At 47.3% G+C, this 24191-nt stretch carries 24 protein-coding genes and 2 pseudogenes; 14 read left to right on the forward strand and 12 right to left on the reverse strand.

Annotated features, from left to right (window positions below; all coding sequences use genetic code 11):
- The first annotated feature begins 33 nt into the window (after positions 1-33).
- Complete coding sequence (gene icd, locus D9741_RS12630) at positions 34-1284, forward strand: NADP-dependent isocitrate dehydrogenase (RefSeq protein ID WP_000444487.1); 1251 nt, start codon at positions 34-36, stop codon at positions 1282-1284.
- Between the two features lie 188 nt (positions 1285-1472).
- Here the strand turns inward: icd and D9741_RS12635 are convergent.
- Positions 1473-1814, reverse strand: a pseudogene (locus D9741_RS12635) (DHCW motif cupin fold protein).
- Between the two features lie 330 nt (positions 1815-2144).
- Between D9741_RS12635 and D9741_RS12640 the strand changes: the two are divergent.
- On the forward strand, positions 2145-2861 hold the full coding sequence (locus D9741_RS12640) for a YebC/PmpR family DNA-binding transcriptional regulator (protein WP_130205599.1): 717 nt from the start codon (positions 2145-2147) through the stop codon (positions 2859-2861).
- Between the two features lie 405 nt (positions 2862-3266).
- On the opposite strand, the gene D9741_RS12645 is transcribed toward D9741_RS12640, so the two are convergent.
- The gene (locus D9741_RS12645) at positions 3267-3596 is read right to left on the reverse strand and encodes a YkgJ family cysteine cluster protein (protein WP_130205601.1); all 330 of its coding nucleotides are present in this window, start codon (positions 3594-3596) and stop codon (positions 3267-3269) included.
- Positions 3597-4050: 454 nt separating this feature from the next.
- Here D9741_RS12645 and D9741_RS12650 point away from each other — a divergent pair, with 454 nt between their 5' ends.
- From D9741_RS12650 to D9741_RS12665, 4 genes and pseudogenes are all read left to right on the forward strand, one after another.
- The gene (locus D9741_RS12650) at positions 4051-4428 is read left to right on the forward strand and encodes a DUF302 domain-containing protein (protein ID WP_130215945.1); all 378 of its coding nucleotides are present in this window, start codon (positions 4051-4053) and stop codon (positions 4426-4428) included.
- Positions 4429-4705: 277 nt separating this feature from the next.
- On the forward strand, positions 4706-6229 hold the full coding sequence (locus D9741_RS12655) for a cyclic diguanylate phosphodiesterase (protein ID WP_130215947.1): 1524 nt from the start codon (positions 4706-4708) through the stop codon (positions 6227-6229).
- A gap of 130 nt (positions 6230-6359) precedes the next feature.
- Positions 6360-6578, forward strand: a complete 219-nt coding sequence (gene ymgF, locus D9741_RS12660; protein ID WP_130215949.1) for a cell division-associated protein YmgF — start codon at positions 6360-6362, stop codon at positions 6576-6578.
- 48 nt (positions 6579-6626) lie between these two features.
- A pseudogene (locus D9741_RS12665) lies at positions 6627-6770 on the forward strand (autotransporter outer membrane beta-barrel domain-containing protein); the annotation flags it as partial.
- 57 nt (positions 6771-6827) lie between these two features.
- Here D9741_RS12665 and D9741_RS12670 read toward each other — a convergent pair.
- The 5 genes from D9741_RS12670 to minC all read right to left on the reverse strand — a co-directional run bounded on the left by D9741_RS12670 (position 6828) and on the right by minC (position 9766).
- Positions 6828-7163: a YmgD family protein gene (locus tag D9741_RS12670; RefSeq protein ID WP_074399524.1), complete on the reverse strand. Its 336-nt coding sequence runs from the start codon at positions 7161-7163 to the stop codon at positions 6828-6830.
- 3 nt (positions 7164-7166) lie between these two features.
- Positions 7167-7511: a YMGG-like glycine zipper-containing protein gene (locus D9741_RS12675; protein WP_064528662.1), complete on the reverse strand. Its 345-nt coding sequence runs from the start codon at positions 7509-7511 to the stop codon at positions 7167-7169.
- A gap of 453 nt (positions 7512-7964) precedes the next feature.
- Positions 7965-8231, reverse strand: coding sequence for a cell division topological specificity factor MinE (gene minE / locus D9741_RS12680; RefSeq protein WP_001185664.1), 267 nt, complete (start codon positions 8229-8231; stop codon positions 7965-7967).
- Positions 8232-8234: 3 nt separating this feature from the next.
- The gene (gene minD, locus D9741_RS12685) at positions 8235-9047 is read right to left on the reverse strand and encodes a septum site-determining protein MinD (protein WP_064528664.1); all 813 of its coding nucleotides are present in this window, start codon (positions 9045-9047) and stop codon (positions 8235-8237) included.
- Positions 9048-9070: 23 nt separating this feature from the next.
- Positions 9071-9766: a septum site-determining protein MinC gene (gene minC, locus D9741_RS12690; RefSeq protein ID WP_130215951.1), complete on the reverse strand. Its 696-nt coding sequence runs from the start codon at positions 9764-9766 to the stop codon at positions 9071-9073.
- A gap of 125 nt (positions 9767-9891) precedes the next feature.
- On the opposite strand from minC, the gene D9741_RS12695 reads away from it, so the two are divergent.
- From D9741_RS12695 to D9741_RS12705, 3 genes are all read left to right on the forward strand, one after another.
- Positions 9892-10185, forward strand: coding sequence for a YcgL domain-containing protein (locus D9741_RS12695; RefSeq protein WP_130205736.1), 294 nt, complete (start codon positions 9892-9894; stop codon positions 10183-10185).
- A 71-nt stretch (positions 10186-10256) separates the two neighbouring features.
- A complete protein-coding gene (locus D9741_RS12700; protein WP_130205613.1) occupies positions 10257-10916 on the forward strand; it encodes a fumarylacetoacetate hydrolase family protein in 660 nt (219 codons plus the stop codon).
- A 90-nt stretch (positions 10917-11006) separates the two neighbouring features.
- On the forward strand, positions 11007-11453 hold the full coding sequence (locus tag D9741_RS12705) for a YcgN family cysteine cluster protein (RefSeq protein ID WP_205712849.1): 447 nt from the start codon (positions 11007-11009) through the stop codon (positions 11451-11453).
- A 669-nt stretch (positions 11454-12122) separates the two neighbouring features.
- On the opposite strand, the gene D9741_RS23590 is transcribed toward D9741_RS12705, so the two are convergent.
- Positions 12123-12314 carry a hypothetical protein gene (locus D9741_RS23590; RefSeq protein ID WP_135384655.1) on the reverse strand — a complete coding sequence of 64 codons (192 nt, stop codon included), beginning with the start codon at positions 12312-12314 and terminating at the stop codon, positions 12123-12125.
- A gap of 864 nt (positions 12315-13178) precedes the next feature.
- On the opposite strand from D9741_RS23590, the gene D9741_RS12715 reads away from it, so the two are divergent.
- Positions 13179-13598, forward strand: a complete 420-nt coding sequence (locus tag D9741_RS12715; RefSeq protein ID WP_130205617.1) for a translesion error-prone DNA polymerase V autoproteolytic subunit — start codon at positions 13179-13181, stop codon at positions 13596-13598.
- Positions 13598-14866, forward strand: coding sequence for a DNA polymerase V catalytic protein (gene umuC / locus D9741_RS12720; protein WP_130215956.1), 1269 nt, complete (start codon positions 13598-13600; stop codon positions 14864-14866). The genes D9741_RS12715 and umuC overlap by 1 nt, the downstream gene beginning before the upstream one ends.
- 45 nt (positions 14867-14911) lie before the next feature.
- Here umuC and dsbB read toward each other — a convergent pair whose 3' ends face one another.
- Both dsbB and nhaB read right to left on the reverse strand, forming a co-directional pair.
- Positions 14912-15442 (reverse strand): disulfide bond formation protein DsbB, encoded by a 531-nt coding sequence (gene dsbB, locus D9741_RS12725; protein WP_130215958.1) that lies wholly within the window; start codon positions 15440-15442, stop codon positions 14912-14914.
- Positions 15443-15587: 145 nt separating this feature from the next.
- The gene (gene nhaB / locus D9741_RS12730; protein ID WP_130215960.1) at positions 15588-17129 is read right to left on the reverse strand and encodes a Na(+)/H(+) antiporter NhaB; all 1542 of its coding nucleotides are present in this window, start codon (positions 17127-17129) and stop codon (positions 15588-15590) included.
- 221 nt (positions 17130-17350) lie between these two features.
- Between nhaB and fadR the strand changes: the two genes are divergently transcribed.
- Entirely contained in the window at positions 17351-18070 is a 720-nt protein-coding gene (fadR, locus tag D9741_RS12735; RefSeq protein ID WP_130215962.1) for a fatty acid metabolism transcriptional regulator FadR, read from the forward strand.
- A gap of 51 nt (positions 18071-18121) precedes the next feature.
- On the opposite strand, the gene D9741_RS12740 is transcribed toward fadR, so the two are convergent.
- Positions 18122-19654, reverse strand: a complete 1533-nt coding sequence (locus D9741_RS12740) for a SpoVR family protein (RefSeq protein ID WP_130205627.1) — start codon at positions 19652-19654, stop codon at positions 18122-18124.
- A 329-nt stretch (positions 19655-19983) separates the two neighbouring features.
- Here D9741_RS12740 and dadA point away from each other — a divergent pair, with 329 nt between their 5' ends.
- Together dadA and dadX are read left to right on the forward strand one after the other, a co-directional pair.
- Complete coding sequence (dadA, locus tag D9741_RS12745) at positions 19984-21282, forward strand: D-amino acid dehydrogenase (protein WP_130205629.1); 1299 nt, start codon at positions 19984-19986, stop codon at positions 21280-21282.
- Between the two features lie 9 nt (positions 21283-21291).
- Complete coding sequence (dadX, locus tag D9741_RS12750; RefSeq protein WP_130215964.1) at positions 21292-22362, forward strand: catabolic alanine racemase DadX; 1071 nt, start codon at positions 21292-21294, stop codon at positions 22360-22362.
- 56 nt (positions 22363-22418) lie between these two features.
- On the opposite strand, the gene D9741_RS12755 is transcribed toward dadX, so the two are convergent.
- Complete coding sequence (locus tag D9741_RS12755; RefSeq protein ID WP_130215966.1) at positions 22419-24155, reverse strand: potassium/proton antiporter; 1737 nt, start codon at positions 24153-24155, stop codon at positions 22419-22421.
- Positions 24156-24191: the final 36 nt, after the last annotated feature.

Here is a 24191-nt window from a genome sequence, read left to right on the forward strand (position 1 = left end):
CGAGCAAACCAGTAGCGCTCGAAGGAGAGGTGAATGGAAAGTAAAGTAGTTGTTCCGGCACAAGGCAAGAAGATCACCCTGCAAAACGGCAAACTCAACGTTCCTGAAAATCCGATTATCCCTTACATTGAAGGTGATGGAATCGGTGTAGATGTAACCCCAGCCATGCTGAAAGTGGTCGACGCTGCAGTCGAGAAAGCCTATAAAGGCGAGCGTAAAATCTCCTGGATGGAAATTTACACCGGTGAAAAATCCACACAGGTTTATGGTCAGGATGTCTGGCTGCCTGCTGAAACCCTTGATCTGATTCGTGAATATCGCGTTGCTATTAAAGGCCCGCTGACCACTCCGGTTGGGGGCGGTATTCGCTCTCTGAACGTTGCCCTGCGCCAGGAACTGGATCTCTACATCTGCCTGCGTCCGGTACGTTACTATCAGGGCACCCCAAGCCCGGTTAAACACCCTGAACTGACCGATATGGTTATCTTCCGTGAAAACTCGGAAGACATTTATGCAGGTATCGAATGGAAAGCAGACTCTGCCGACGCTGAGAAAGTAATTAAATTCCTGCGTGAAGAGATGGGTGTGAAGAAAATTCGCTTCCCGGAACATTGCGGTATCGGTATTAAGCCGTGTTCGGAAGAAGGCACCAAACGTCTGGTTCGTGCAGCGATCGAATACGCAATTGCTAACGATCGTGACTCTGTGACCCTGGTGCACAAAGGCAACATCATGAAGTTCACCGAAGGCGCGTTTAAAGACTGGGGCTACCAGCTGGCGCGTGAAGAGTTTGGCGGTGAACTGATCGACGGCGGCCCGTGGCTGAAAGTTAAAAACCCGAACACCGGCAAAGAGATCGTCATTAAAGACGTGATTGCTGATGCATTCCTGCAACAGATCCTGCTGCGTCCGGCTGAATATGATGTTATCGCCTGTATGAACCTGAACGGTGACTACATTTCTGACGCCCTGGCAGCGCAGGTTGGCGGTATCGGTATCGCCCCTGGCGCAAACATCGGTGACGAATGCGCCCTGTTTGAAGCTACCCACGGTACTGCGCCGAAATATGCCGGTCAGGACAAAGTTAACCCAGGCTCTATCATCCTTTCCGCTGAGATGATGTTACGCCATATGGGCTGGACTGAAGCGGCTGACCTGATTGTTAAAGGTATGGAAGGCGCAATCAACGCGAAGACCGTAACCTATGACTTCGAACGTCTGATGGAAGGCGCTAAGCTGCTGAAATGTTCAGAGTTTGGTGATGCGATCATCAAGAACATGTAATTCGGTAATTTATTAAATCCAATAACGGGAGCGTAACGCTCCCGTTATTTTTGTCAGGATGCTAACGGTTATCAAAATAAGTTATCAAAATCCCCAGGTAGTTGGGGGATGGTCAGATGGTTGTTTTACTGCCAGGTTCCAATTCTGTGCCAGAATCGGACGTCGCAATCGCGACAACGACGAATCCGTTAGTCCACAATAAAGAGTTTTGCTCCTGTCTCCGTTCTGGACTGATGTGGCTCTGCGTTATCACCAACCTGATAACTCATCCCCGCAGTTAAAGTGAATTTGCGGCCATCTGCGAGCTGTGTTTCGAGTTCTCCCTCTATGCATAAAAGGATATGACCTTTACTGCATCAATGATCCGCCAGGTAACCTGGGGTATATTCAACCATTCGAACACGGATTTGGTTCGGCTTGTGACCAAAAAATTGTGTGCGCCAGTAGGCCATGCCTGTTTCCCCGGGATGTTCTGTTTTTTCGACTTCACCCCAGTTGGTGGTGCCAAAAGCAAATGCTTCGATATTCATTTTATGGCCTTTCGTTGTTAAGAAAGAGTGCTTGAGCTCAGGTTGGAATGAATTAACATTAACATAAGAAAAAATAATTTATATATCAACACATTATTTTTGCCTTAGGTATTATTATAGCGTTTCAATAATTAAGAGCAAAAAGCTAAAACTAAATCCGAAAAATAATCTGGTAACATTTTAAAATAATAAAAAATTAAAGTGCCGCTATACATTTATCTTATTTCTAATTCTCATAGACGAAATTTTCCATGTTATGATATAATATGACGAAAATCGCAGGTTATCAACCTGTTATTGATGTAAATAAATTTCGAGGAGATTATTCCAGTGGGACGTAAATGGGCCAATATCGTAGCTAAAAAAACGGCTAAAGACGGGGCAACGTCTAAAGTATACGCAAAATTCGGTGTGGAAATCTATGCTGCGGCTAAACAAGGTGAACCAGACCCGGAATTAAACACTTCTTTAAAGTTTGTTATTGAACGCGCGAAGCAGGCGCAAGTTCCAAAACACGTTATTGATAAAGCTATTGATAAAGCCAAAGGTGGCGGAGACGAAACGTTCGTACAAGGACGTTATGAAGGCTTTGGACCCAATGGTTCAATGATTATCGCTGAAACGTTGACTTCAAACGTTAACCGTACGATTGCTAACGTTCGTACAATTTTCAATAAAAAAGGCGGTAACATTGGCGCGGCAGGTTCTGTCAGCTATATGTTTGACAATACTGGCGTGATTGTATTTAAAGGAACTGACCCTGACCGTATTTTTGAAATTTTGCTTGAAGCTGAAGTGGATGTCCGTGATGTGACCGAAGAAGAAGGAAACATCGTTATTTATACTGAGCCTACAGACCTTCACAAAGGAATTGCAGCTCTAAAAGCAGCTGGAATTACTGAGTTCTCAACAACAGAATTAGAAATGATTGCTCAATCAGAAGTTGAGCTTTCACCAGAAGATTTAGAAATCTTTGAAGGACTTATTGATGCCCTCGAAGATGACGACGATGTTCAAAAAGTATATCATAACGTTGCAAATCTCTAATTATAAATTAAAGAAATCTGTCTTTATGGCAGATTTCTTATTATTAAAGAATGTTAAAAAACATATAAAAAGACTCTCATCTAAAAAATAAGACTAATCGAAATTACTGATTTTAATTATCTCATGATTAACGGCAAAGGATCATCCGATGGGTGGGCATTGCGCGAAAAACGTAATGGTTTACAGTCGAAATATCAGAATGTAATGCCTGTTAATTGTTACGTAAAATATCAAGAATGATCATCAAGAACTGAATTTTTAAAATGGCAGTTTTCACCAAAATGTTGCCCGGTACCAGGAAGATATGGCATTGTATTCTTGATACTCGGGCAATGGGCATGTTACTTCAGAATATAATCATGGATACGCAGTTTTATAGCGCCCATTAAAAATGAAAAGTGCTTTTTAAATTGGAGGTAGCCCATATTTTGCGCGGGCGCGATTACATGCCTCATTAATCTTCCCATCCTCGCCAGACATGGCGAATTCTCGACATGTCGATGAGCGATTCTTATATATGGTGCAACATGCGTTTTTTCCAGGCGTTCCTGCCAGGGCGACACAACGTGGATCCTTCTGGTTAGTACCGCTCATACATCGGTGGTAAGGGGATATTTGCTCAGTAAGATGAGCCGGGATAGTGCCGCCTGCATCATCTGCTTCGGCCCAGTAAAAAGAGACGCGGAAAAATGCACAACAGGCACCACACGCCAGGCATGGATTCAGATTGCTCATAATTCACCAGTACTACTATATACATCACAATACATCATAACAAAAAATGCAGACACGCCCTGTAAAGATGCGTGTCTGTGACCGGCTGGCGAATTTTCTATAGTCAACTACTGAATGATCACCAGCTGTTATTAATTTTACATATCCACTGAGATATAACCAGACAGTCAAAATATAAACAAAGTAAATTAATCTTTACAATTTGTAACTGCAGCGTTTCGGAAGGGAGTGCTTTATGGAATCAGAGTCTACATTATCTTGTTACCATAGGGTGATTTTATAAACATAGTGGATATTGCGATTGTTTTAATTCTGGTTGATTAAAGGGACTCATCAGAAAATGTTATTTCTCTGATGTTCAAAAATATGAGCAAGCTCAGGTTATAATATTTTGTATTTATATTACGGTTGTCTCATCGTTCACATTGATTATTGTGTTAATGGTAAAAACGTTATGATTCAATTCAATAGTGCATTTGACTTCGAACATACCAGAACACGTCTTCTTAAGGCGGTATCAGATAATGGTCTGGTTTTATTTGGCGAGTTTGACCACGCAAAAGCTGCCCGTAATGCAGGGCTTGTAATGCCGCCAACTACTGTTCTGGTATTTGGTAATCCTGAAAAGGGAACGCCTTTGATGTTGGAACATCCAGACCTCGCTCTGGATTTACCTTTCAGGGTACTCCTTCGCCAGTTACCCGGAGGTCAGGTCAACGTTAGATTTCACTCGGCAGAAGAATTGAAATGTTATGGACTTGACTCAACGGCGATACAAACGCTGAAAAAGCTGGAATTGCTGGTACAGAAATACATTCAACCTATTGATTAACATATGCATAAAGGCGAAAGTTAAAGCTAAACAGAAACGTGCTCAACCTGTATTTTTGTTCCCGAATTATTACCCCATGCCTCTTCTCTGCTTAAAGACCCATTGATCAGCGCGAACATTAGTTTTTCATCAGTCATTGAAAGACTTGCGGCATGTTGGGCAAAATTTCATCTGATGCGTGGATATTTCTGATTCTCTCGACCATGCTCTCTGTAGACGCCAGATTGAGCGAATGAATGTCAACCCCCTCTATTAACCTGTTGTCAGGGACACGCAGATGCGCAATACACTTATCCCTATCCTCGCTGCGGTTTGCCTGTTTATTACCGGCGTCTCTATTTTGAACATCCAGCTCTGGTATTCCGCAAAAGCGGAGAGCCTGGCAGGGGCGAGATATGCCGCAAACAATATCAATTATATACTTGAGGAAGCGTCACAGGCGATTCAAACGGTACGGGAAATAGCCAGAAAAGGGTGTGATCTGGATGAACAATATCAACTAGGTACAGAAGCAGCGCTCAAGCCACATCTGCGTACGATCATCATTCTCAAACAAGATGCGGTCTGGTGTACTTCATTGCCGGGGAACCACGTACTGCTATCACGTATACCCGTGATTCCTGAAAGCAATTTACTGCTAGCTCCGGCAATCGATACTGTTAATAAAATGCCCATTTTGCTTTATCAGAATCAGTTCGCAGATACCCGAGTTTTGGTGACTATTAGCGATCAACATATTCGTGGCGCGCTCAATGTGCCGTTGAAGGGGGCGAAATATACTTTACTCGTTGGCGGTAGCATTATTGGCCCGTCGGGAGATGTGACAGCTCTCAATGGTAAAAATCATTTTTCTGGACGAGTCAGTTCCACAAAATATCATTTCAGTATTATTTATAACCAGCCGCCTCTATTTAGCTTTAGCAGACTTATCGATAAAGGTCTGGGGATTTTGATATTCATTTTGTTGATTTCCTGCGCCGTTGTCTTCCTGCTTGATAAATATTTCAACAAAAGCGCGACACCGGAAGAGATCCTGCGGCGGGCAATACATAACGGTGAAATTGTGCCTTTTTATCAACCAGTGGTAAATGGGCTGGAAGGGACGTTACGCGGCGTGGAAGTCCTTGCCCGCTGGAAACACCCTCGGGGAGGATATATCTCTCCTGCGGCTTTCATTCCTCTTGCCGAAAAATCAGGGTTGATAGTTCCGCTCACCCAAAGTTTGATGAGCCAGGTCGCCAAACAAATGAATGCGATCGAAAGTAAACTGCCAGAAGGTTTTCATGTTGGGATAAATTTCAGCGCCTCGCATATTATTTCGCCGACATTTGTTGAAGAATGCCTGAAATACAAGGGCAGCTTCACGCGCCGTGATTTGAATCTCGTGCTTGAAGTCACTGAGCGTGAGCCTTTGCATGTTGATGAAAGTCTGGTCCAGCGACTAAACATTTTGCATGAAAATGGTTTTGTCATCGCACTGGATGATTTTGGTACTGGATACTCGGGGCTTTCTTATCTCCATGATCTACATATTGATTATATCAAGATTGATCACAGCTTCGTCGGGCGGGTCAACGCAGATCCCGATTCCACCCGGATCCTGGACTGCGTGCTGGATCTGGCGCGCAAACTTTCTATCAGTATTGTCGCTGAAGGTGTTGAGACGAAGGAGCAGCTCGATTACCTGAACCAAAACAACATCACGTTCCAACAGGGATACTATTTCTATAAACCGGTGACATATATTGAGCTGGTCAAAATTATTCTCTCAAAACCGAAGGTGAAAGTGGTGGTTGAGTGAAAAATGATCGCTTGAGCGTGAGGTGACGTAATTATAGACAGCTAATTAGCTCGTTTCGTCTTGTTACTATTGTTCATTATTTTGTTTGCTATAATTGTCTGAAATTTTTGACAGGATTACCATCAGTAGCATGAACAAGAGTAATAATCTGGATTATTTTACTTTATATATCATTTTCTCCATTGCATTTATGCTAATCACTTTCCTGGTTATCCTTTTTGCCAAACCCAGCACCTGGTTGGGAGAAGTGCTTGTTACTATAAATTTGCTAAATGCGTTGGTTTGGTTGGCGATCAATGTGGTTAATCGGTTAAGAGGAAAACTCGTTAGCCATAGGGATCAGCCTTAATCCTTCTGTTATCACTGTCAGAAAACGGCTAAATGAGTTGCTGGCAGTGCGCGTAATCAGGGGGAAATTAAACCTGGCGTAAATGGCAATCTGAATCCAGCGGTCAGCGTCTGGGGAAATGTTGGCGTTCAACTCGGTGATAATGGCTACAATGACACCGCAGTGATGGTGGGATTTAAATATAAGTTCTGATTCCTTCGCCTGCTAAAAAAACGCGCCGAATCAATCGGCGCGGTACTGCATTAATGATTATTTTTTGCCAATGGCACGCATGGTGTCATCAATGGCGGTAATTAACAGCATTTGCGGATCTTTAGCACAAACCTGGTTCAGTTTTTCTACCACTTTGGCACTGAGTTCCGGAGATTGCTCGATTTTTAAATCACGGCTCGTAACGCTGGCGTTACCCATTACAGCCACAATTTCTGCAACCTGTGCGCTGTCAGTTTTTGCCATTTCGTTAGCTTCAGCACAAGTAATATAGGTTTCTGCCGGCAAACCGTTCTTAATATTGTAGTCCTGCGCCCAGCTCATTGGTGCGAAAACAAACAGACCAGCCAGTAATGCAAATTTTTTCATCATCATTCCTTATTTCATTTTACCCAGAATGGCACCACCTGTGCCGCCAATTACAGCACCTTTAATCGCGCCTTCCAGACCATTGCCGGTCAACACGCCAGTGACTGCACCAACGGCAGCACCCACTTTCGCACCTTTGCGGGCATTTTTGCCGTCACGACCTTTTTCAGTTACTGCACCAACACCAGCGCCCACAGCAGCGCCTTTCAGCACACCATTAACGCCATTGCCAGTCAGTAAACCTACGCCTGCACCTAACAGCGCACCTTTCGTGGTGCGATTCATATCCGCCATTGCTGGTGCGGAGCAGAACAATGCTGAGATAAGCCCGAAGGCGAGTATTTTTTTCTTCAACTTAGATGTCCGGTATTAAGTAAGTTGCACACACAATAATTTCGTCTTTAATTAATATTCACTTAACTAAAGAACGCTCGCTATTATTCAGATAATTCAAAATGAGCGCGAATGGTATAATAATAATTGTGTTTTATGCTTGAATGGGAATAATCTTAAATAAGGATTAACTCATTGATTTGAAATATTTTCTTCAAGAAATGTCATCAGGTGTTAACATGGTATTGTAAAGGTTAGGCGATCTGAAATATCAATATTGTTGTGTGATTTAAATGTAAAAAATATTTGTCAAAAAAGGCAAGGTAAGTAATTTCGCTCTGGTGGCAATAGTGTGAATTAGCGGCGATTTGAGCTGACAATAGAAGGGGAGAACAAAATTTAGACCAAATGCAATCTGACAGATACCAGTATAAACAACCGGTAACTGTCAGATCAGGTTTGAGCTAATACAGCTTATTTCAGCTCTTCTGCTTCTGGTAAGGTCACGTTAAGCTCAAGAATGGAAATATCGCCATCCTTTTGCTCGAGTTGTACGGTTACCATCTCGGGATCAATTTGTACGTATTTACAAATGACATCAAGAATATCTTTACGCAACTGCGGCAGATAGTGTGGTTCTGCATCGCTGCGACGACGTTCAGCAACAATAATCTGCAGCCGTTCTTTTGCAATGTTGGCCGTGTTTTTCTTCCGTGAGAGAAAGAAATCGAGTAATGCCATAACTTATCCTCCGAACAAGCGTTTGAGGAAGCCTTTCTTCTCTTCTTCAATGAAGCGGAAAGGGCGTTCTTCACCCAACAGGCGTTCTACGGTATCTGCGTAGGCTTTACCCGCATCGGCATTGATGTCGAGAATGACTGGTTCACCCTGGTTAGAGGCGCGCAATACGGATTGATCCTCTGGGATCACACCGACGAGTTTGATGCGCAGGATTTCCAGCACGTCTTCCATACTCAGCATGTCTCCTCTGTGCACGCGACCAGGGTTATAGCGCGTTAACAACAGGTGCTCTTTAATGGGTTCTTCGCCGTTTTCTGCGCGACGTGATTTCGACGCCAGAATACCTAAAATACGGTCAGAGTCACGAACTGATGAGACTTCCGGGTTCGTGGTAATAATGGCTTCATCAGCGAAATAAAGAGCCATTAATGCACCGGTTTCAATACCCGCCGGTGAGTCACAAACGATAAACTCAAAGTCCATCGCTTTTAGGTCATCAAGAACTTTGGCCACCCCTTCGCGGGTGAGGGCATCTTTATCGCGAGTTTGCGATGCCGGGAGAATGTAGAGGTTATCAGTACGCTTATCCTTAATTAGCGCCTGATTTAGCGTTGCATCGCCCTGAATGACGTTGACGAAATCGTACACGACCCGACGCTCACAACCCATAATCAGGTCGAGGTTACGCAAGCCGATATCAAAATCGATCACGACAGTTTTCTTTCCCTTCTGGGCCAAACCAGTGGCGATGGCCGCGCTGGAGGTGGTCTTTCCAACGCCCCCTTTCCCCGAAGTAACAACAATAATGCGTGCCATAAAAATTCCTTGTTAAAAAGGGATCAATTTAACGATTGAACGGTCAAAGCGTTTTCGACTAATTGCAGCCGTGCCGCTTTGCCATAAAATTCTACTGGGATTTTATCACTCAGCCAGTATTCACCAGCAATAGATACTAGTTCGGCCATCAGGTTAGTACAAAATATTTGCGCTTCCCGGTCACCACTTGCCCCGGCCAGCGCACGACCGCGCATCATGCCATAGACATGAATGTTACCATCCGCGATCAATTCTGCTCCTGCACTTACATTACTTGTAACAATCAAATCACATTGTGGAGCATAAATGCGCTGACCGGAACGCACAGGCGTATCTATTAAACGTGTTTTTGTGTCCGGGATCGTATTTTGCGCTGGTGCCTGGGGAACGGGAGCTGAACGTGGCGCTTTTTCCTTTCCTTCAGTCAGGATTGGTAGCCCCATCTTTTCTATTTCAGCTTTCAGTTTCGCATTTTTACAACCGCTGACGCCAATTATCCGCAAGCCAGTTGCTGAGATAGCTTTGTGCATTGCTGACCAGTTGACCCGTTCTTCGAGGCCACTGACATTGAGTACGACGGGTGCATGTTTTAAAAATGCGGGGGCCTGAGCGATTTTGTCTTCCAGCGCTTGATGAATAATCTTAGGCTCTGCCTCATGCAGATGAACCACTGATAAGGTGAAGTTGCTACCTTTAAGCTCGATTGGCGTGTTTGACATCCTGGCCTTACTCAATTAGCTAATTATCATCATCAGCGAGCGATGATATTACGAAGACTATCAGGCATGTTATAGTCTGGATTATATTGAGGCAAGTCACCCCCACATTTATTCAGAGTAAAATTATGTTTTGTGTGATCTATCGAAGTAGCAAACGTGACCAGACCTATTTATATGTCGAAAAAAAAGACGATTTTTCGCGTGTTCCAGAGGAGCTGATGAAAGGGTTTGGCCAACCTCAACTCGCGATGATTCTGCCATTGGATGGGCGGAAAAAACTGGTAAATGCCGATATTGAGAAAGTTAAACAGGCATTAGCCGAGCAAGGTTATTATCTCCAGTTACCACCACCACCTGAAGATTTGCTTAAACAACATCTTTCTGTGATGGCGAAAAATACAGACAGTACTGACAAATAACCGATATCCGGCGGTGGCATCATATTCGTTGGAGCGGGTTTTAAGAACCACGATGAAGTGAGAGGAACGTTATGTATCAACATCACAACTGGCAAGGTGCGCTGCTGGATTATCCGGTGAGTAAGGTCGTCTGTGTTGGCAGTAACTATGCCAAACATATTAAAGAGATGGGGAGTGAAGTGCCCGAAGAGCCCGTGTTGTTTATTAAACCTGAAACGGCACTGTGTGATCTGCGCCAGCCCCTGGCTATCCCCTCTAATTTCGGCTCGGTTCATCATGAAGTTGAACTGGCGGTGTTGATTGGCGCGACGCTACGTCAGGCCACGGAAGAGCATGTGCGCAAAGCTATTGCAGGTTACGGTGTGGCGCTCGATCTGACATTACGTGATGTTCAGGGAAAAATGAAGAAAGCCGGACAGCCGTGGGAAAAGGCCAAAGGGTTTGATAACTCGTGTCCACTTTCTGGGTTTATTCCTGCAGCAGAGTTCAGCGGTGATCCACAAAATACGTCGCTGGGTCTAAGTGTAAACGGCGAACAACGCCAACAAGGTACGACTGCGGACATGATCCACAAAATCGTTCCACTGATTGCTTATATGAGCAAGTTTTTTACCCTTAAGGCCGGTGACGTTGTGCTGACAGGCACGCCTGATGGTGTTGGTCCGCTGCACAGTGGCGATGAATTGACGGTTACTTTCGGCGGTCATTCTTTGACAACTCGCGTTTTGTAATACTTTTGCCGCCTGAAAGGGGCGGCAAAGCTTGCATCGCCGTGCCAGACTGGTTATAAGGTGCGTTTTAACGTAATGGTGGAACACCTGATGAGCGATATACCTTTCTGGCAAAGTAAAACCCTGGACGAAATGAGCGATGCAGAATGGGAGTCGTTGTGTGATGGTTGTGGTCAGTGCTGCCTGCATAAACTGATGGATGAGGACACCGACGAAATCTACTTCACTAACGTTGCCTGCCGTCAGCTCAATATTAAAACCTGTCAATGTCGGAACTACGAACGCCGCTTCGAGTTTGAACCCGACTGCATTAAATTAACTCGTGAAAATCTGCCCACGTTCGAATGGCTACCGATGACTTGTGCTTATCGCTTGTTGGCGGAGGGTAAAGATTTACCTGTGTGGCATCCGTTACTTACCGGTTCAAAAGCAGCCATGCATGGCGAACGCATTTCAGTGCGCCATATCGCGGTGAAAGAGTCGGAAGTGATTGACTGGCAGGACCATATCTTAAATAAACCTGACTGGGCGCAATAATCCGCATCAGTCAAGCCGCAGCGAAAATGGTCCTTGCGGTTTTCTGGTCATCAATAACAAGGTCTGGCGCACAGTGTATTAGCGATTTGCTACCCGGGAAGAAATGACCCCGATTTTCCAGACGTGTCGCCAGAGTGCCGTGATGAAGTTAGGGCTGGCGGTATATTGGAAGTATGAAATATTTTGTACTGATGGGCTGAAGTATTAATCCTGAATCCTGCAAAAAATTTTCGAGCTAAAAAGTGAGAGCGTCATCGCTGTTTCTAAGTAAATCGTAGCACGCGAAAAAAGATAATCTACGGTATGACAATAATTCAAATGCCGTAACCAATGGACACATTCATTAGACCGCCTGAACATGCATGCTTATTCTACTCAGGTGTTCTGATGGGTATAAAGCGAAAGGCGGTAAATTCGGACATCAAACGACGTCGTTATATATCCGATCTACAGGTAGTTGATATAAAAATACTCGTGAATATGCTTGTAGAATATGCAAAAAAAATTCATAAAGTCCTTTTATGTTGTTAGTTTTATTTAGCGCTATGCACTGGCGGTTGAAACTGAGAATCATCCGCTATATGGGTGATTCTGATTACGTGAGACTGTTCAATTCCAGTCTATGTTTACTCTACAATCATGCAAATGACAGTGGACAAAGAAGCGCCATCAGGCGATGGATTCGCCGTAGAATGCTACTGCCTGAGCAGGATAAACCACAGCAAGATCCTGATCTTCCCCATGATTTTCAACATAATAAACACACCCATCTTCCTGAGCATAAATATCCAACGTTACGCAACGCCCTCCACTCATGGAAAAGTCCTGCATTAACTTTTTGTCTGTCATATTGCTTTTCATTATCCAACTCTGGCGTGATTAATATCACGCCGTGCTGAAAAAACTCCATTCATACTGTTAATCCATGGTAACGTGTCTTTAGCTGATCGATAAACTTTAGCGCTATATTAAAAACGCTTCACGATAAAAATATAAATATCGGAAGGTATTATTGACTTGACCATTTTCAATGACCATCTTGAAGGACGCCACCAGGAACAATGTGTCAGGAAAACAATAACTCCTCTTTATATCATTTTAATATCGAAGATATCCCATTAACTAAAATACCTGTAATTCTATTGATCATTAAATCCTCGTTGTTAATAAAACAAATGGCTTCTTTTATTATTTTTTTTTGAGGCTTATTTATGGTCAGTGTTATTGCTCTCGTTGTCCATCTTCTCAGATTTATTGTGGTGGGCAGAGTCCGAAGTGATGAAACCAAAGAACTGGTTGATGTCGTAACCGGATAACTCACTGCTATCCATTCATTACGTGGCCAGGATCACACGGGTACAGGATGAGCCGTAGATCAAGGTCCGTAGGTTTACGGTAGGTTAGATAGTAAAAAGAAACGCGGCTGTCGGATTGTAGCCGCGGGACAAGGTCCAAAAATTTCCAAGAGTCGTTGAATTTCCCAGCTTTTTTGGAAGCCCAAGTATCTTACTAATAACTAAAAAAGGTTTAAACTATAAAATTAACCGTATTTTTAGGTAATGCTTACCGACATATCCATACCGCGTTCAGACGGTTAACAGTGGGGCGGCAATCCTTAAGGATCAGCCTACGCAGCGACAGATATTGATAGCCTGAATCAGTATTGATCTGCTGGTAAGAACAGACTACTGTATATAAAAACAGTATTACTTCAGGCAGATTATTATGTTGTTTATCAAGCCTGCGGATCTCCGCGAAATTGTGACTTTTCCGCTATTTAGCGATCTTGTTCAGTGTGGCTTTCCTTCACCGGCAGCGGATTACGTTGAACAGCGTATCGATCTGAATCAATTGCTTATTCAGCATCCCAGCGCGACTTACTTCGTCAAAGCGAGCGGAGACTCCATGATTGACGGTGGGATTAGTGACGGTGATTTATTGATTGTCGATAGCGCTATTACCGCCAGCCACGGTGATATCGTCATCGCTGCTGTCGATGGCGAGTTTACGGTGAAAAAATTGCAGTTGCGCCCGACGGTACAGCTTATTCCCATGAATAGCGCGTACTCGCCGATTACCCTCGGCAGCGAGGATACGCTGGATGTCTTTGGCGTAGTTGTCCATGTAATAAAGGCGATGCGCTGATGTTTGCCCTTTGCGATGTGAACTCGTTTTATGCCAGTTGTGAAGCGGTGTTTCGCCCTGACTTATGGGGTAAACCGGTGGTTGTGCTATCGAATAATGACGGTTGCGTTATTGCCCGAAACGCTGAGGCAAAGGCGCTGGGCGTTAAAATGGGCGATCCCTGGTTCAAACAAAAAGAGCTGTTTCGTCGCTGTGGCGTTGTCTGCTTTAGCAGCAATTATGAGCTTTACGCAGACATGAGCAATCGGGTGATGTCGACGCTGGAAGAGCTGTCTCCTCGCGTGGAGATTTACAGTATTGATGAAGCGTTCTGCGATTTGACGGGGGTACGTAACTGCCGCGATCTCACTGACTTTGGCAGAGAAATTCGCGCAACGGTACTGCAACGCACGCATCTCACCGTGGGGGTGGGTATCGCTCAGACCAAAACGCTGGCAAAACTTGCCAATCATGCGGCAAAAAAATGGCAGCGGCAGACCGGTGGGGTGGTGGATTTATCCAATCTGGAACGCCAGCGTAAATTAATGGCCGCTTTACCCGTAGATGAAGTCTGGGGAATTGGACGGCGCATCAGCAAAAAATTGAACGCGATGGGTATCAAAACCGTTCTGGATTTGGCGGATACAGATATCCGGTTTATTCGTAAACACTTTAATGTGGTACTCGAAAGAACGGTGCGTGAACTGCGCGGCGAACCCTGTTTGCAGCTGGAAGAATTTGCACCGACGAAGCAGGAAATTATCTGTTCCCGCTCGTTTGGCGAACGTATCACGGATTATGAATCGATGCGGCAGGCCATTTGTAGTTACGCCGCCCGGGCGGCAGAAAAACTCCGCAGTGAGCATCAATATTGTCGGTTTATCTCCACGTTTATTAAAACGTCGCCATTTGCGCTCAATGAATCCTATTACGGCAATAGCGCGTCGGTAAAACTGTTGACGCCTACCCAGGACAGCAGAGACATTATTAACGCGGCTACGCGATCTCTGGACGCCATCTGGCAATCGGACCATCGCTACCAAAAAGCGGGCGTGATGCTGGGTGATTTCTTTAGTCAGGGAGTGGCGCAACTAAATTTGTTCGATAACAACGCACCGCGTCCCGGTAGTGAACAATTGATGGCGGTAATGGATATGCTGAATGCTAAGGATGGCAGGGGAACACTCTATTTTGCAGGGCAGGGGATCCAGCAACAATGGCAGATGAAGCGAGCCATGCTTTCACCACGTTATACAACACGAAGTTCTGATTTACTGCGGGTCAAATAAACATAGCGGCAGGAAAAAGACGCTCCCGCAGGAGCGCCGAATTGATTAGCGACCAAACAGATCACGTTTTTTCGCTTTAAACGGCTGGGAAATCACCACCAGCACCGCGACAATCAGGTAAGCGATAAAAATACCGAGCAACCACTGTGGCATTTCCAGACCTAAAAATTCCCACTGACGCTCGGCACAATCGCCAGAGGCGACAAACACTTGTGGCACCCATTTATCCAGCGGCAGCCAGTCCGGGAAGCGAACCATAAAATCACAGGTCGCAAACGGTGACGGATAGAGTTGAAGCATAGTGTGTTCGTAAGTTAACTGCACACCGCGGAACGCACTGTATAACCAGATAATCATCGCCACATAACGCAGCGGAGTTTTCGGAGCAATAGCGCCAATCAGCGCGGCACCCAGAACGCCGAATAACGCACAGCGTTCATAAATACAGAGCACGCAAGGTTTAAGTAACATCACATGCTGGAACCACAGCGCCGTCAGTTCCAGTGCCAGAGCGGTAAACGCCATCAACAGCCACGCACCCCGACCCTGTGAACATTGGTTCAAAAATCGCAACATAATAATATCCCTGCAATATGCATAGAATGCGCAGTTTAAACCAATTCATTCGCTGCGCCACCAGGGGGAATCAAAAATCGATCGTAATCGAACAATTATCGGGCGAAAAGACAAACCGGGCATCAATATGCCCGGTTAGTTGTTATCAAAGCGCTGCTATCCAGCCCATTTGCATAAACCATTCGGTTACAGGGGCAAGCGTAAACTCGACGCAGAGCAGTCCGACGAGAGTCAGTACGAGGGTATAAGGCAGGGCCATCCACACCATGCGACCATAAGAGAGGCGAATCAATGGCGCGAGTGCAGAGGTCAGCAGGAACAGGAACGCAGCCTGACCGTTCGGCGTAGCGACGGAGGGCAGGTTGGTCCCGGTATTAATGGCAACTGCCAGAAGTTCGTATTGCTTCAACGTAATCGCACCACTCTCCATTGCCGCTTTCGCTTCGTTGATATAAATCGTCCCCACAAAGACGTTATCCGAAATGGATGACAGCAGACCGTTGAAAATATAGAACAGCGAAAGCTGAGCATGTTCCGATGCCTGCAGCACAAACTGGATAATCGGGGAGAACAGCTGCTGGTCGATAATTACTGCGACTACCGAGAAAAAGACGGTCAACAGTGCGGTGAATGGCAGAGATTCGGTGAAGGCTTTGCCGATGGCATGTTCATCGGTGACACCGGTCAATGATGTCGCCAGAATAATGACCGACAAACCAATCAAGCCAACTTCCGCCAGATGCAACGCCAGTGCAGTCACCAGCCAGACGCCGATAATCGCCTGGACAATCAGACGAATTTTATCCTGACGGGTACGCTGGTGGCGGCTTTGATCGTCAAACTGTTGCAGCACTTCGCGGACTTTCTCCGGCAGCGTTTCACCGTAGCCAAACCAACGCAGCTTCTCCACCAACAGGCAGGTTAACAGACCGCAAACCAGAACCGGAACGGTCACTGGTGACATGCGCAGGAAGAAATCGCCAAAATGCCAGCCAGCGGCTTTGGCGATAATCAGGTTTTGCGGCTCACCCACCATGGTCATTACGCCACCTAATGCGGTACCGACGCCAGCGTGCATCATCAGACTACGCAGGAACCCACGGAACTGCTCCAGAACAACTTTGTAATGCTGGTCGATATGACTATCGTCTTGCAGGTCGGTATCTTCGGTACGGGAAGAGGCTACGCGGTGATAAATGCCATAAAAGCCTACTGCAACACTGATCACCACCGCCACGACGGTTAAAGCATCGAGGAACGCGGAGAGAAACGCTGCCGCAATGCAAAAAGAGAGCGATAGCAGCATTTTGGAGCGAATGCTTAACAGCAAGCGAGTAAAAATGAACAGCAACAGCTGTTTCATAAAATAGATGCCCGCCACCATAAACATCAGTAACAGCAAGACTTCAAGGTTTGCCGCCACTTCTTCACGGACATGTTTCGCGCTGGTCATGCCGATGAAGACGGCTTCGATAGCCAATAGACCGCCGGGGAGCAGCGGGTAGCATTTCAGGGCCATTGCCAGTGTGAAAATAAACTCCGCTACCAGCAGCCAGCCAGCAACAAAAGGACTGATGAGAAAAATGAGCGGGTTAATAATTAAAAAAATGATGAGGGCAAGTTTGTACCAGTCGGGTGACTGGCCTAAAAAATTGCGCCATAACGCGCGGCCCCAGGAGATTTCCATGATGGTTTCCCTTACCTTAGTAATAATCAATGATGTTTTTATGTTTAAGCGCAAAGCTTAACGGTCGTGCAGGAGTGAGGCAAGTATTGATGATCAAGGAGAAAGAGATGCAGAAAATGAAGCCTTGATCCCTTTTTTCTTCTTTTTGTCTGCTATCAGCGTGATTAGCCCTCTGGTATGATGAGTGCAACTTTGTTTTGCTGTGTTATGGAAATCTCACTATGGTCATTAAGGCGCAAAGCCCGGCGGGTTTCGCGGAAGAGTACATTATTGAAAGTATCTGGAATAACCGCTTCCCTCCCGGGACTATTTTGCCCGCAGAACGTGAACTTTCAGAATTAATTGGCGTAACGCGTACTACGTTACGTGAAGTGTTGCAGCGCCTGGCGCGAGACGGCTGGCTGACTATTCAACACGGCAAACCGACGAAGGTGAATAATTTCTGGGAAACCTCCGGGTTGAATATTCTTGAGACGCTGGCGCGACTGGATCACGAAAGTGTGCCGCAGCTTATTGATAATTTGCTGTCAGTGCGTACCAATATTTCGACAATTTTTATTCGCACCGCGTTTCGTCAGCATCCTGATAAAGCGCAAGAAGTGCTGGCAACCGCCAATGAAGTGGCCGATCACGCCGACGCCTTTGCTGACCTGGATTACAACATTTTCCGCGGTCTGGCGTTTGCTTCCGGTAACCCAATTTACGGTCTGATCCTCAACGGGATGAAAGGGCTGTATACGCGAATTGGTCGTCACTATTTCGCTAATCCGGAGGCGCGCAGTCTGGCACTGGGCTTCTATCACAAGCTATCGGCATTGTGCACTGAAGGCGCGCATGATCAGGTTTACGAAACAGTGCGCCGCTATGGGCATGAGAGTGGCGAGATATGGCACCGGATGCAGAAAAATCTGCCGGGTGATTTAGCCATTCAGGGGCGATAATCCCTTCCGTTTAAAAAGTAAACCCCTCAAACGAGGGGTTTTTTGTTGTTTTTACAGATTTCCCATTCTCGGCGGGCAACGTTCCAGCAACTCGACGCTGCCGTCTTCGTTTTGCTGTTCGAGCATTACATCAAATCCCCACAGGCGATGCACATGCTTCAACACCTCTTTACGCCCCCGGTCCAGCGGAGCGCGGTTATGCGGAATGTAGCGCAGCGTCAGTGAACGGTCGCCGCGTAAATCCACGTTCCAGATCTGAATATTCGGCTCCAGATTACTTAAGTTATATTGCGACGATAATCGGTTACGGATCTCCCGATAACCTTCCTCATTATGAATGGCAGAAATTTCCAGATAATTATGGCGATCGTCATCCAGCACGGTGAAGAAGCGGAAATCACGCATCACTTTCGGTGACAGGAACTGGCTGATAAAACTCTCATCTTTGAAATCACGCATCGCAAAATGCAATGTTTCCAGCCAGTCAGAACCGGCGATATCCGGGAACCAGTATTTGTCTTCTTCCGTCGGCGACTGACAAATCCGTTTAATATCCTGGAACATGGCGAAACCAAGCGCATACGGATTTATTCCGCTGTACCACGGGCTGTTATAGGGCGGCTGGAAAACCACATTGGTGTGGCTGTGCAAAAACTCCAGCATAAAGCGTTCGGTCACTTTCCCTTCATCGTACAGATGGTTAAGGATGGTGTAGTGCCAGAAGGTCGCCCAGCCTTCGTTCATCACCTGAGTCTGTTTTTGCGGATAAAAATACTGGCTCACCTTACGCACAATACGCAGAATTTCACGCTGCCATGATTCCAGCAGCGGCGCATTTTTCTCCATAAAATAGAGCAGGTTTTCTTGTGGTTCGGATGGATAGCGACGCGCTTCGGCAACGGTTTTCTCTTCCTCGCGTTTAGGCAGCGTTCTCCAGAGCATATTGACCTGGCTTTGCAGATACTCTTCGCGACTTTTCTGCCGGGCTTTCTCCTCTTGCAGCGAGATTTTTTGTGGGCGTTTATAACGATCCACACCGTAGTTCATCAGGGCATGACAGGAGTCCAGCAGCTTTTCTACTTCATCAACGCCATAACGCTCTTCGCACTCGGTAATATATTTACGGGCAAAAATCAGATAATCGACAATCGAACTGGCGTCGGTCCAGCTGCGAAACAGGTAATTGTTTTTGAAGAAAGAGTTGTGACCATAGCAGGCATGTGCCATCACCAGCGCCTGCATGGTAATGGTGTTCTCTTCCATCAGGTAAGCGATACACGGGTTAGAGTTAATGACAATTTCATAGGCCAGCCCTTGTTGACCGTGCTTATACAGACGTTCGGTTTCGATAAACTTTTTACCGAATGACCAGTGCGGATAGTTAATCGGCATGCCGACGCTGGAGTAGGCATCCATCATCTGTTCCGAAGTGATCACTTCAATCTGGTGCGGGTAGGTATCCAGCCGATAGAGTTTCGCCACCCGGTCTATCTCTGCAAGGTAAACATCCAGCAGGTCGAACGTCCAGTCGGGTCCATCGCTCAAACGTGTGGTGTCCTTATTCATAGAATCGATCGTCGCCATACGCGCACCTCATTGTTGTCGGCGCTCTCTGTGTGGAGCACCTCATTTCAAGCATAGAACACCTGTTAAAAACCGCGTCGCCGGAGAATTTTTTTCTTTGCGATTTCTTATTATCGGAGTGCCAATAATTAGCTTCTCAACGGAATTTTCTGCTGGATAAAAAGCACGTTCAGCAGGAGATGCCAAAGACAGCATATTCCCGCTGTGTCAGGGAGATGTGAGCTGGCTCACCATAAAAAACCCATATGTTGAATAATATTTTCAACTGAGTTATCAAGATGTAATTAGATTATTATTCTTTTACTGTATCTACCGTTATCGGAGTGGCTATGCGAGTTGTCATACTGGGAAGTGGTGTGGTAGGCGTTGCCAGCGCCTGGTATCTGAATCAGGCAGGACATGAGGTCACCGTCATTGATCGGGAACCGGGGGCGGCTCTTGAAACCAGCGCAGCGAATGCCGGGCAAATCTCCCCTGGCTATGCCGCGCCGTGGGCAGCACCAGGCGTGCCTTTAAAAGCGATTAAATGGATGTTTCAGCGCCATGCGCCGCTGGCCGTTCGTCTCGACGGTACGCAGTTCCAGTTGAAATGGATGTGGCAAATGTTACGTAACTGCGACACCAGCCACTATATGGAAAATAAAGGGCGGATGGTGCGCCTGGCGGAATACAGCCGTGATTGCCTGAAAGCATTACGCGCAGAGACAAATATCCAGTATGAAGGTCGGCAGGGCGGGACGCTGCAACTGTTCCGTACCGAACAACAGTATGAAAATGCCACCCGCGATATCGCCGTGCTGGAAGATGCTGGTGTGCCGTACAAATTACTGGAATCCAGCCGCCTGGCAGAAGTGGAGCCCGCACTGGCAGAAGTGGCGCATAAACTGACCGGCGGTCTGCAATTGCCCAATGATGAAACCGGAGACTGCCAGCTGTTTACCCAGAATCTGGCGCGGATGGCGGAGCAGGCGGGGGTTAAATTCCGCTTTAATACGCCCGTTGATCAACTACTTTGCGACGGCGAGCAAATCTACGGCGTGAAGTGTGGTGATGAAGTGATTAAGGCCGATGCGTATGTGATGGCGTTTGGTTCTTACTCGACGGCGATGCTCAAAGGCATTGTTGATATTCCTGTGTATCCGCTGAAGGGGTATTCCCTGACCATTCCAATTGCGCAGGAAGATGGCGCGCCGGTATCCACCATTCTTGATGAAACCTACAAAATCGCCATTACCCGTTTCGATAACCGTATCCGCGTTGGCGGGATGGCGGAAATTGTTGGCTTTAACACTGAACTGTTACAGCCGCGTCGTGAAACGCTGGAAATGGTCGTTCGCGATCTCTATCCGCGCGGCGGTCATGTCGAGCAGGCTACTTTCTGGACCGGTCTGCGCCCGATGACGCCAGACGGCACGCCGATTGTTGGTCGTTCACGCTTTAAAAATCTGTGGCTGAATACCGGTCACGGCACGCTCGGCTGGACGATGGCTTGCGGTTCCGGTCAGTTGTTAAGCGATCTGCTCTCGGGGCGCACGCCAGCGATCCCGTATGAAGATCTAAGCGTAGCGCGCTACAGCCGTGGATTTACGCCATCACGCCCGGGCCATTTACATGGCGCGCACAGCTAAGGAATCGAGATGACCAGACCGATACAGGCCAGCCTCGATCTACAGGCATTAAAACAGAATCTGAACATTGTCCGCCAGGCCGCGCCGCATGCGCGCGTCTGGTCGGTGGTAAAAGCGAACGCGTATGGGCATGGTATTGAACGTATCTGGAGTGCGCTCGGGGCGACTGATGGCTTTGCCTTACTTAATCTGGAAGAGGCCATTACCCTACGTGAGCGCGGCTGGAAAGGGCCGATCCTCATGTTGGAAGGTTTTTTCCACGCCCAGGATCTGGAGATTTATGACCAGTATCGCCTGACTACCTGCGTTCACAGTAACTGGCAGCTCAAAGCGTTGCAAAACGCGCGACTAAAAGCACCACTGGATATTTATCTTAAAGTGAACAGTGGAATGAATCGGCTGGGCTTCCTGCCCGATCGCGTGTCCACCGTCTGGCAGCAGCTGCGGGCGATGGCGAATGTTGGCGAAATGACCCTGATGTCGCATTTTGCCGAGGCCGAACATCCTGATGGGATTACCGAGGCGATGGCTCGTGTTGACCAGGCGGCGGAAGGGCTGGAGTGTCGACGCTCGTTGTCTAACTCGGCGGCGACGCTGTGGCATCCGGAAGCGCATTTTGACTGGGTGCGTCCGGGGATTGTTTTGTATGGTGCATCACCGTCCGGTCAGTGGCGCGATATCGCCAATACCGGATTACGTCCGGTAATGACGTTAAGTAGCGAGATTATTGGTGTCCAGACGCTGAAAGCGGGAGAGCGCGTGGGCTATGGCGGTCGCTATACCGCGCGTGATGAACAGCGAATCGGCATTGTCGCCGCCGGATACGCTGACGGTTATCCGCGGCATGCGCCAACCGGTACCCCTGTTTTAGTCGACGGCGTACGCACCATGACGGTAGGGACTGTCTCGATGGATATGCTGGCGGTCGATTTAACGCATTGCCCGCAGGCGGGTATTGGTACCCCGGTTGAGCTGTGGGGCAAAGAGATCAAAATTGATGATGTCGCCGCCGCTGCCGGAACCGTTGGCTATGAGTTGATGTGCGCGCTGGCGTTACGTGTGCCTGTTGTGACGGTGTAACTTGTTGTAGCCGGATGTGACCAGCGTCGTATCCGGCGATACAAGACGGATCAAACTTAAGATTCGGCTTCTTCCTCCGCTACCCGAACGCCAATCTTCAGCACTTCATTATCTTCTTTCTCGGCCACCGTCCAGATCATCCCGGCAAACTCCACCTGATCACCGACAACCGGAGCCGCGCCTAACAATTGCTGGACAATTTCCCCCAGCGTTTGCTGTTTATCGCGATACTCCCGACCGTCTTCCAGACCATATATCAGCGCCACATCGGCATATTTGGCACTGGCTTCAAGAATGAAGTCACCAAAGAAGCGTTGATCCAGCGCGACTGGCGGTGACTGGCTGAACAGTTTACCGAGCGCCGGGAGATCGCGTTCCCGACCAATCACGCACAAGACATCGCCTTCACGCAGTCGGGTGCTGCCAGTGGGATGAAGCAACTGGTTATCACGAAACAGTGCCGCAATACGCGTCTCTTTTGGCATATGCAGATCGCGCAGCGCCGCGCCCACGCACCATTTATCGGCACTCAACTGATAAACAAACTGTTCCCACGGGTTTTCCGGATGAATATCAAGGCCAACGCGTGATACCGGGCGTCCGACGGGCGGAACCACCACTTTGGCTTTTTTCGCCGCCCACGAGAGCGATGTTCCCTGTAACAACAGCGAAACCAGAACCACGAAGAAGGCGACATTAAAGAACAGACGCGCATTCTCCAGGCCCGCCATCATCGGGAATACCGCCAGGATAATCGGCACCGCGCCGCGCAGCCCGACCCAACTGATAAATATGCGCTCACGCAAATTGAAGCCACGGAACGGCAGCAATCCGGCAAATACCGAAAGGGGACGAGCGAAGAAAATCATCCATGCGGACAAAATGAGCGCCGGAATGGCAATAGGCAGTAAGTCGCTTGGGTTAACCAACAGCCCAAGTACCAGGAACATGGCGATTTGCGCCAGCCAGGCGAGGCCGTCGAAATTCTGCAGAATGCCGTAGCGGTTGCGAATAGGGCGATTACCCAGCAGAAAACCGCACAGATACACCGCCAGAATACCGCTACCTTCCAGCGCAGTAGTTAATGAGAAAATCAGAATACCGCCACTTAATGCCAGCAATGGATATAATCCGGCGGGCAGGGCGATGCGGTTGATCATTTGCAGCAGTAAATAACCGCCGCCAAGACCTATTACAATGCCCAGACCAAATTGTTGCAGAATATCGACAATGAACATCCAGCTAATATTGCTCTCATGATGCTGGATCATCGCAATCAGGGTAATGGTCAGAAACACGGCCATCGGATCATTACTGCCGGATTCTATTTCCAGCGTAGAGCCAACACGTTCGTTAAGCCCCTTGCCGCCAAGCAGAGAAAATACCGCAGCGGCATCCGTGGAACCGACAATGGCGCCGATTAATAAGCCTTCAATCAAATTGAGATTAAACAGCCACGCCGCCATCATGCCGGTTAAACCAGAAGTAATCAGCACGCCCACCGTCGCCAGTGACAGCGCCGGACCTAACGCCACGCGAAATGAACTGGCCTGGGTACGCATCCCACCGTCGAGCAAAATAATCGCCAGCGCGAGGTTACTTACCATGTAAGCAAAAGGATAATTATCAAACGGGATGCCGCCGACGCCATCAACCCCCGCCAGCATGCCGATCGCCAGAAAAATAACCAGAATGGGAATGCCAAGACGGGAAGAAAATGAACTAAGTAAAATACTGCTGGTGACAAGGATGGATCCTAAGATGAAAAGGCTAATTATTGTTGTGGCATCCAACGGTCGGTTACTCCTGATTACGCTGTCTCTTATATA

This window comes from Escherichia sp. E14V7 (assembly GCF_004212225.1).
Classification (GTDB): Bacteria; Pseudomonadota; Gammaproteobacteria; order Enterobacterales; family Enterobacteriaceae; genus Escherichia.

Coding starts and splice junctions, on each gene's coding strand:
- D9741_RS12700 (WP_130205613.1), top strand. CDS start 10,257: ATGTATCAACATCACAACTGGCAAGGTGCGCTGCTGGATTATCCGGTG.
- D9741_RS12695 (WP_130205736.1), top strand. CDS start 9,892: ATGTTTTGTGTGATCTATCGAAGTAGCAAACGTGACCAGACCTATTTA.
- D9741_RS12740 (WP_130205627.1), bottom strand. CDS start 19,654: ATGGCGACGATCGATTCTATGAATAAGGACACCACACGTTTGAGCGAT.
- D9741_RS12645 (WP_130205601.1), bottom strand. CDS start 3,596: ATGAGCAATCTGAATCCATGCCTGGCGTGTGGTGCCTGTTGTGCATTT.
- dadX (WP_130215964.1), top strand. CDS start 21,292: ATGACCAGACCGATACAGGCCAGCCTCGATCTACAGGCATTAAAACAG.
- D9741_RS23590 (WP_135384655.1), bottom strand. CDS start 12,314: ATGAAAAGCAATATGACAGACAAAAAGTTAATGCAGGACTTTTCCATG.
- D9741_RS12650 (WP_130215945.1), top strand. CDS start 4,051: ATGATTCAATTCAATAGTGCATTTGACTTCGAACATACCAGAACACGT.
- D9741_RS12715 (WP_130205617.1), top strand. CDS start 13,179: ATGTTGTTTATCAAGCCTGCGGATCTCCGCGAAATTGTGACTTTTCCG.
- umuC (WP_130215956.1), top strand. CDS start 13,598: ATGTTTGCCCTTTGCGATGTGAACTCGTTTTATGCCAGTTGTGAAGCG.
- fadR (WP_130215962.1), top strand. CDS start 17,351: ATGGTCATTAAGGCGCAAAGCCCGGCGGGTTTCGCGGAAGAGTACATT.
- minE (WP_001185664.1), bottom strand. CDS start 8,231: ATGGCATTACTCGATTTCTTTCTCTCACGGAAGAAAAACACGGCCAAC.
- dsbB (WP_130215958.1), bottom strand. CDS start 15,442: ATGTTGCGATTTTTGAACCAATGTTCACAGGGTCGGGGTGCGTGGCTG.
- minC (WP_130215951.1), bottom strand. CDS start 9,766: ATGTCAAACACGCCAATCGAGCTTAAAGGTAGCAACTTCACCTTATCA.
- minD (WP_064528664.1), bottom strand. CDS start 9,047: ATGGCACGCATTATTGTTGTTACTTCGGGGAAAGGGGGCGTTGGAAAG.
- nhaB (WP_130215960.1), bottom strand. CDS start 17,129: ATGGAAATCTCCTGGGGCCGCGCGTTATGGCGCAATTTTTTAGGCCAG.
- D9741_RS12655 (WP_130215947.1), top strand. CDS start 4,706: ATGCGCAATACACTTATCCCTATCCTCGCTGCGGTTTGCCTGTTTATT.
- D9741_RS12670 (WP_074399524.1), bottom strand. CDS start 7,163: ATGATGATGAAAAAATTTGCATTACTGGCTGGTCTGTTTGTTTTCGCA.
- dadA (WP_130205629.1), top strand. CDS start 19,984: ATGCGAGTTGTCATACTGGGAAGTGGTGTGGTAGGCGTTGCCAGCGCC.
- icd (WP_000444487.1), top strand. CDS start 34: ATGGAAAGTAAAGTAGTTGTTCCGGCACAAGGCAAGAAGATCACCCTG.
- D9741_RS12705 (WP_205712849.1), top strand. CDS start 11,007: ATGAGCGATATACCTTTCTGGCAAAGTAAAACCCTGGACGAAATGAGC.
- ymgF (WP_130215949.1), top strand. CDS start 6,360: ATGAACAAGAGTAATAATCTGGATTATTTTACTTTATATATCATTTTC.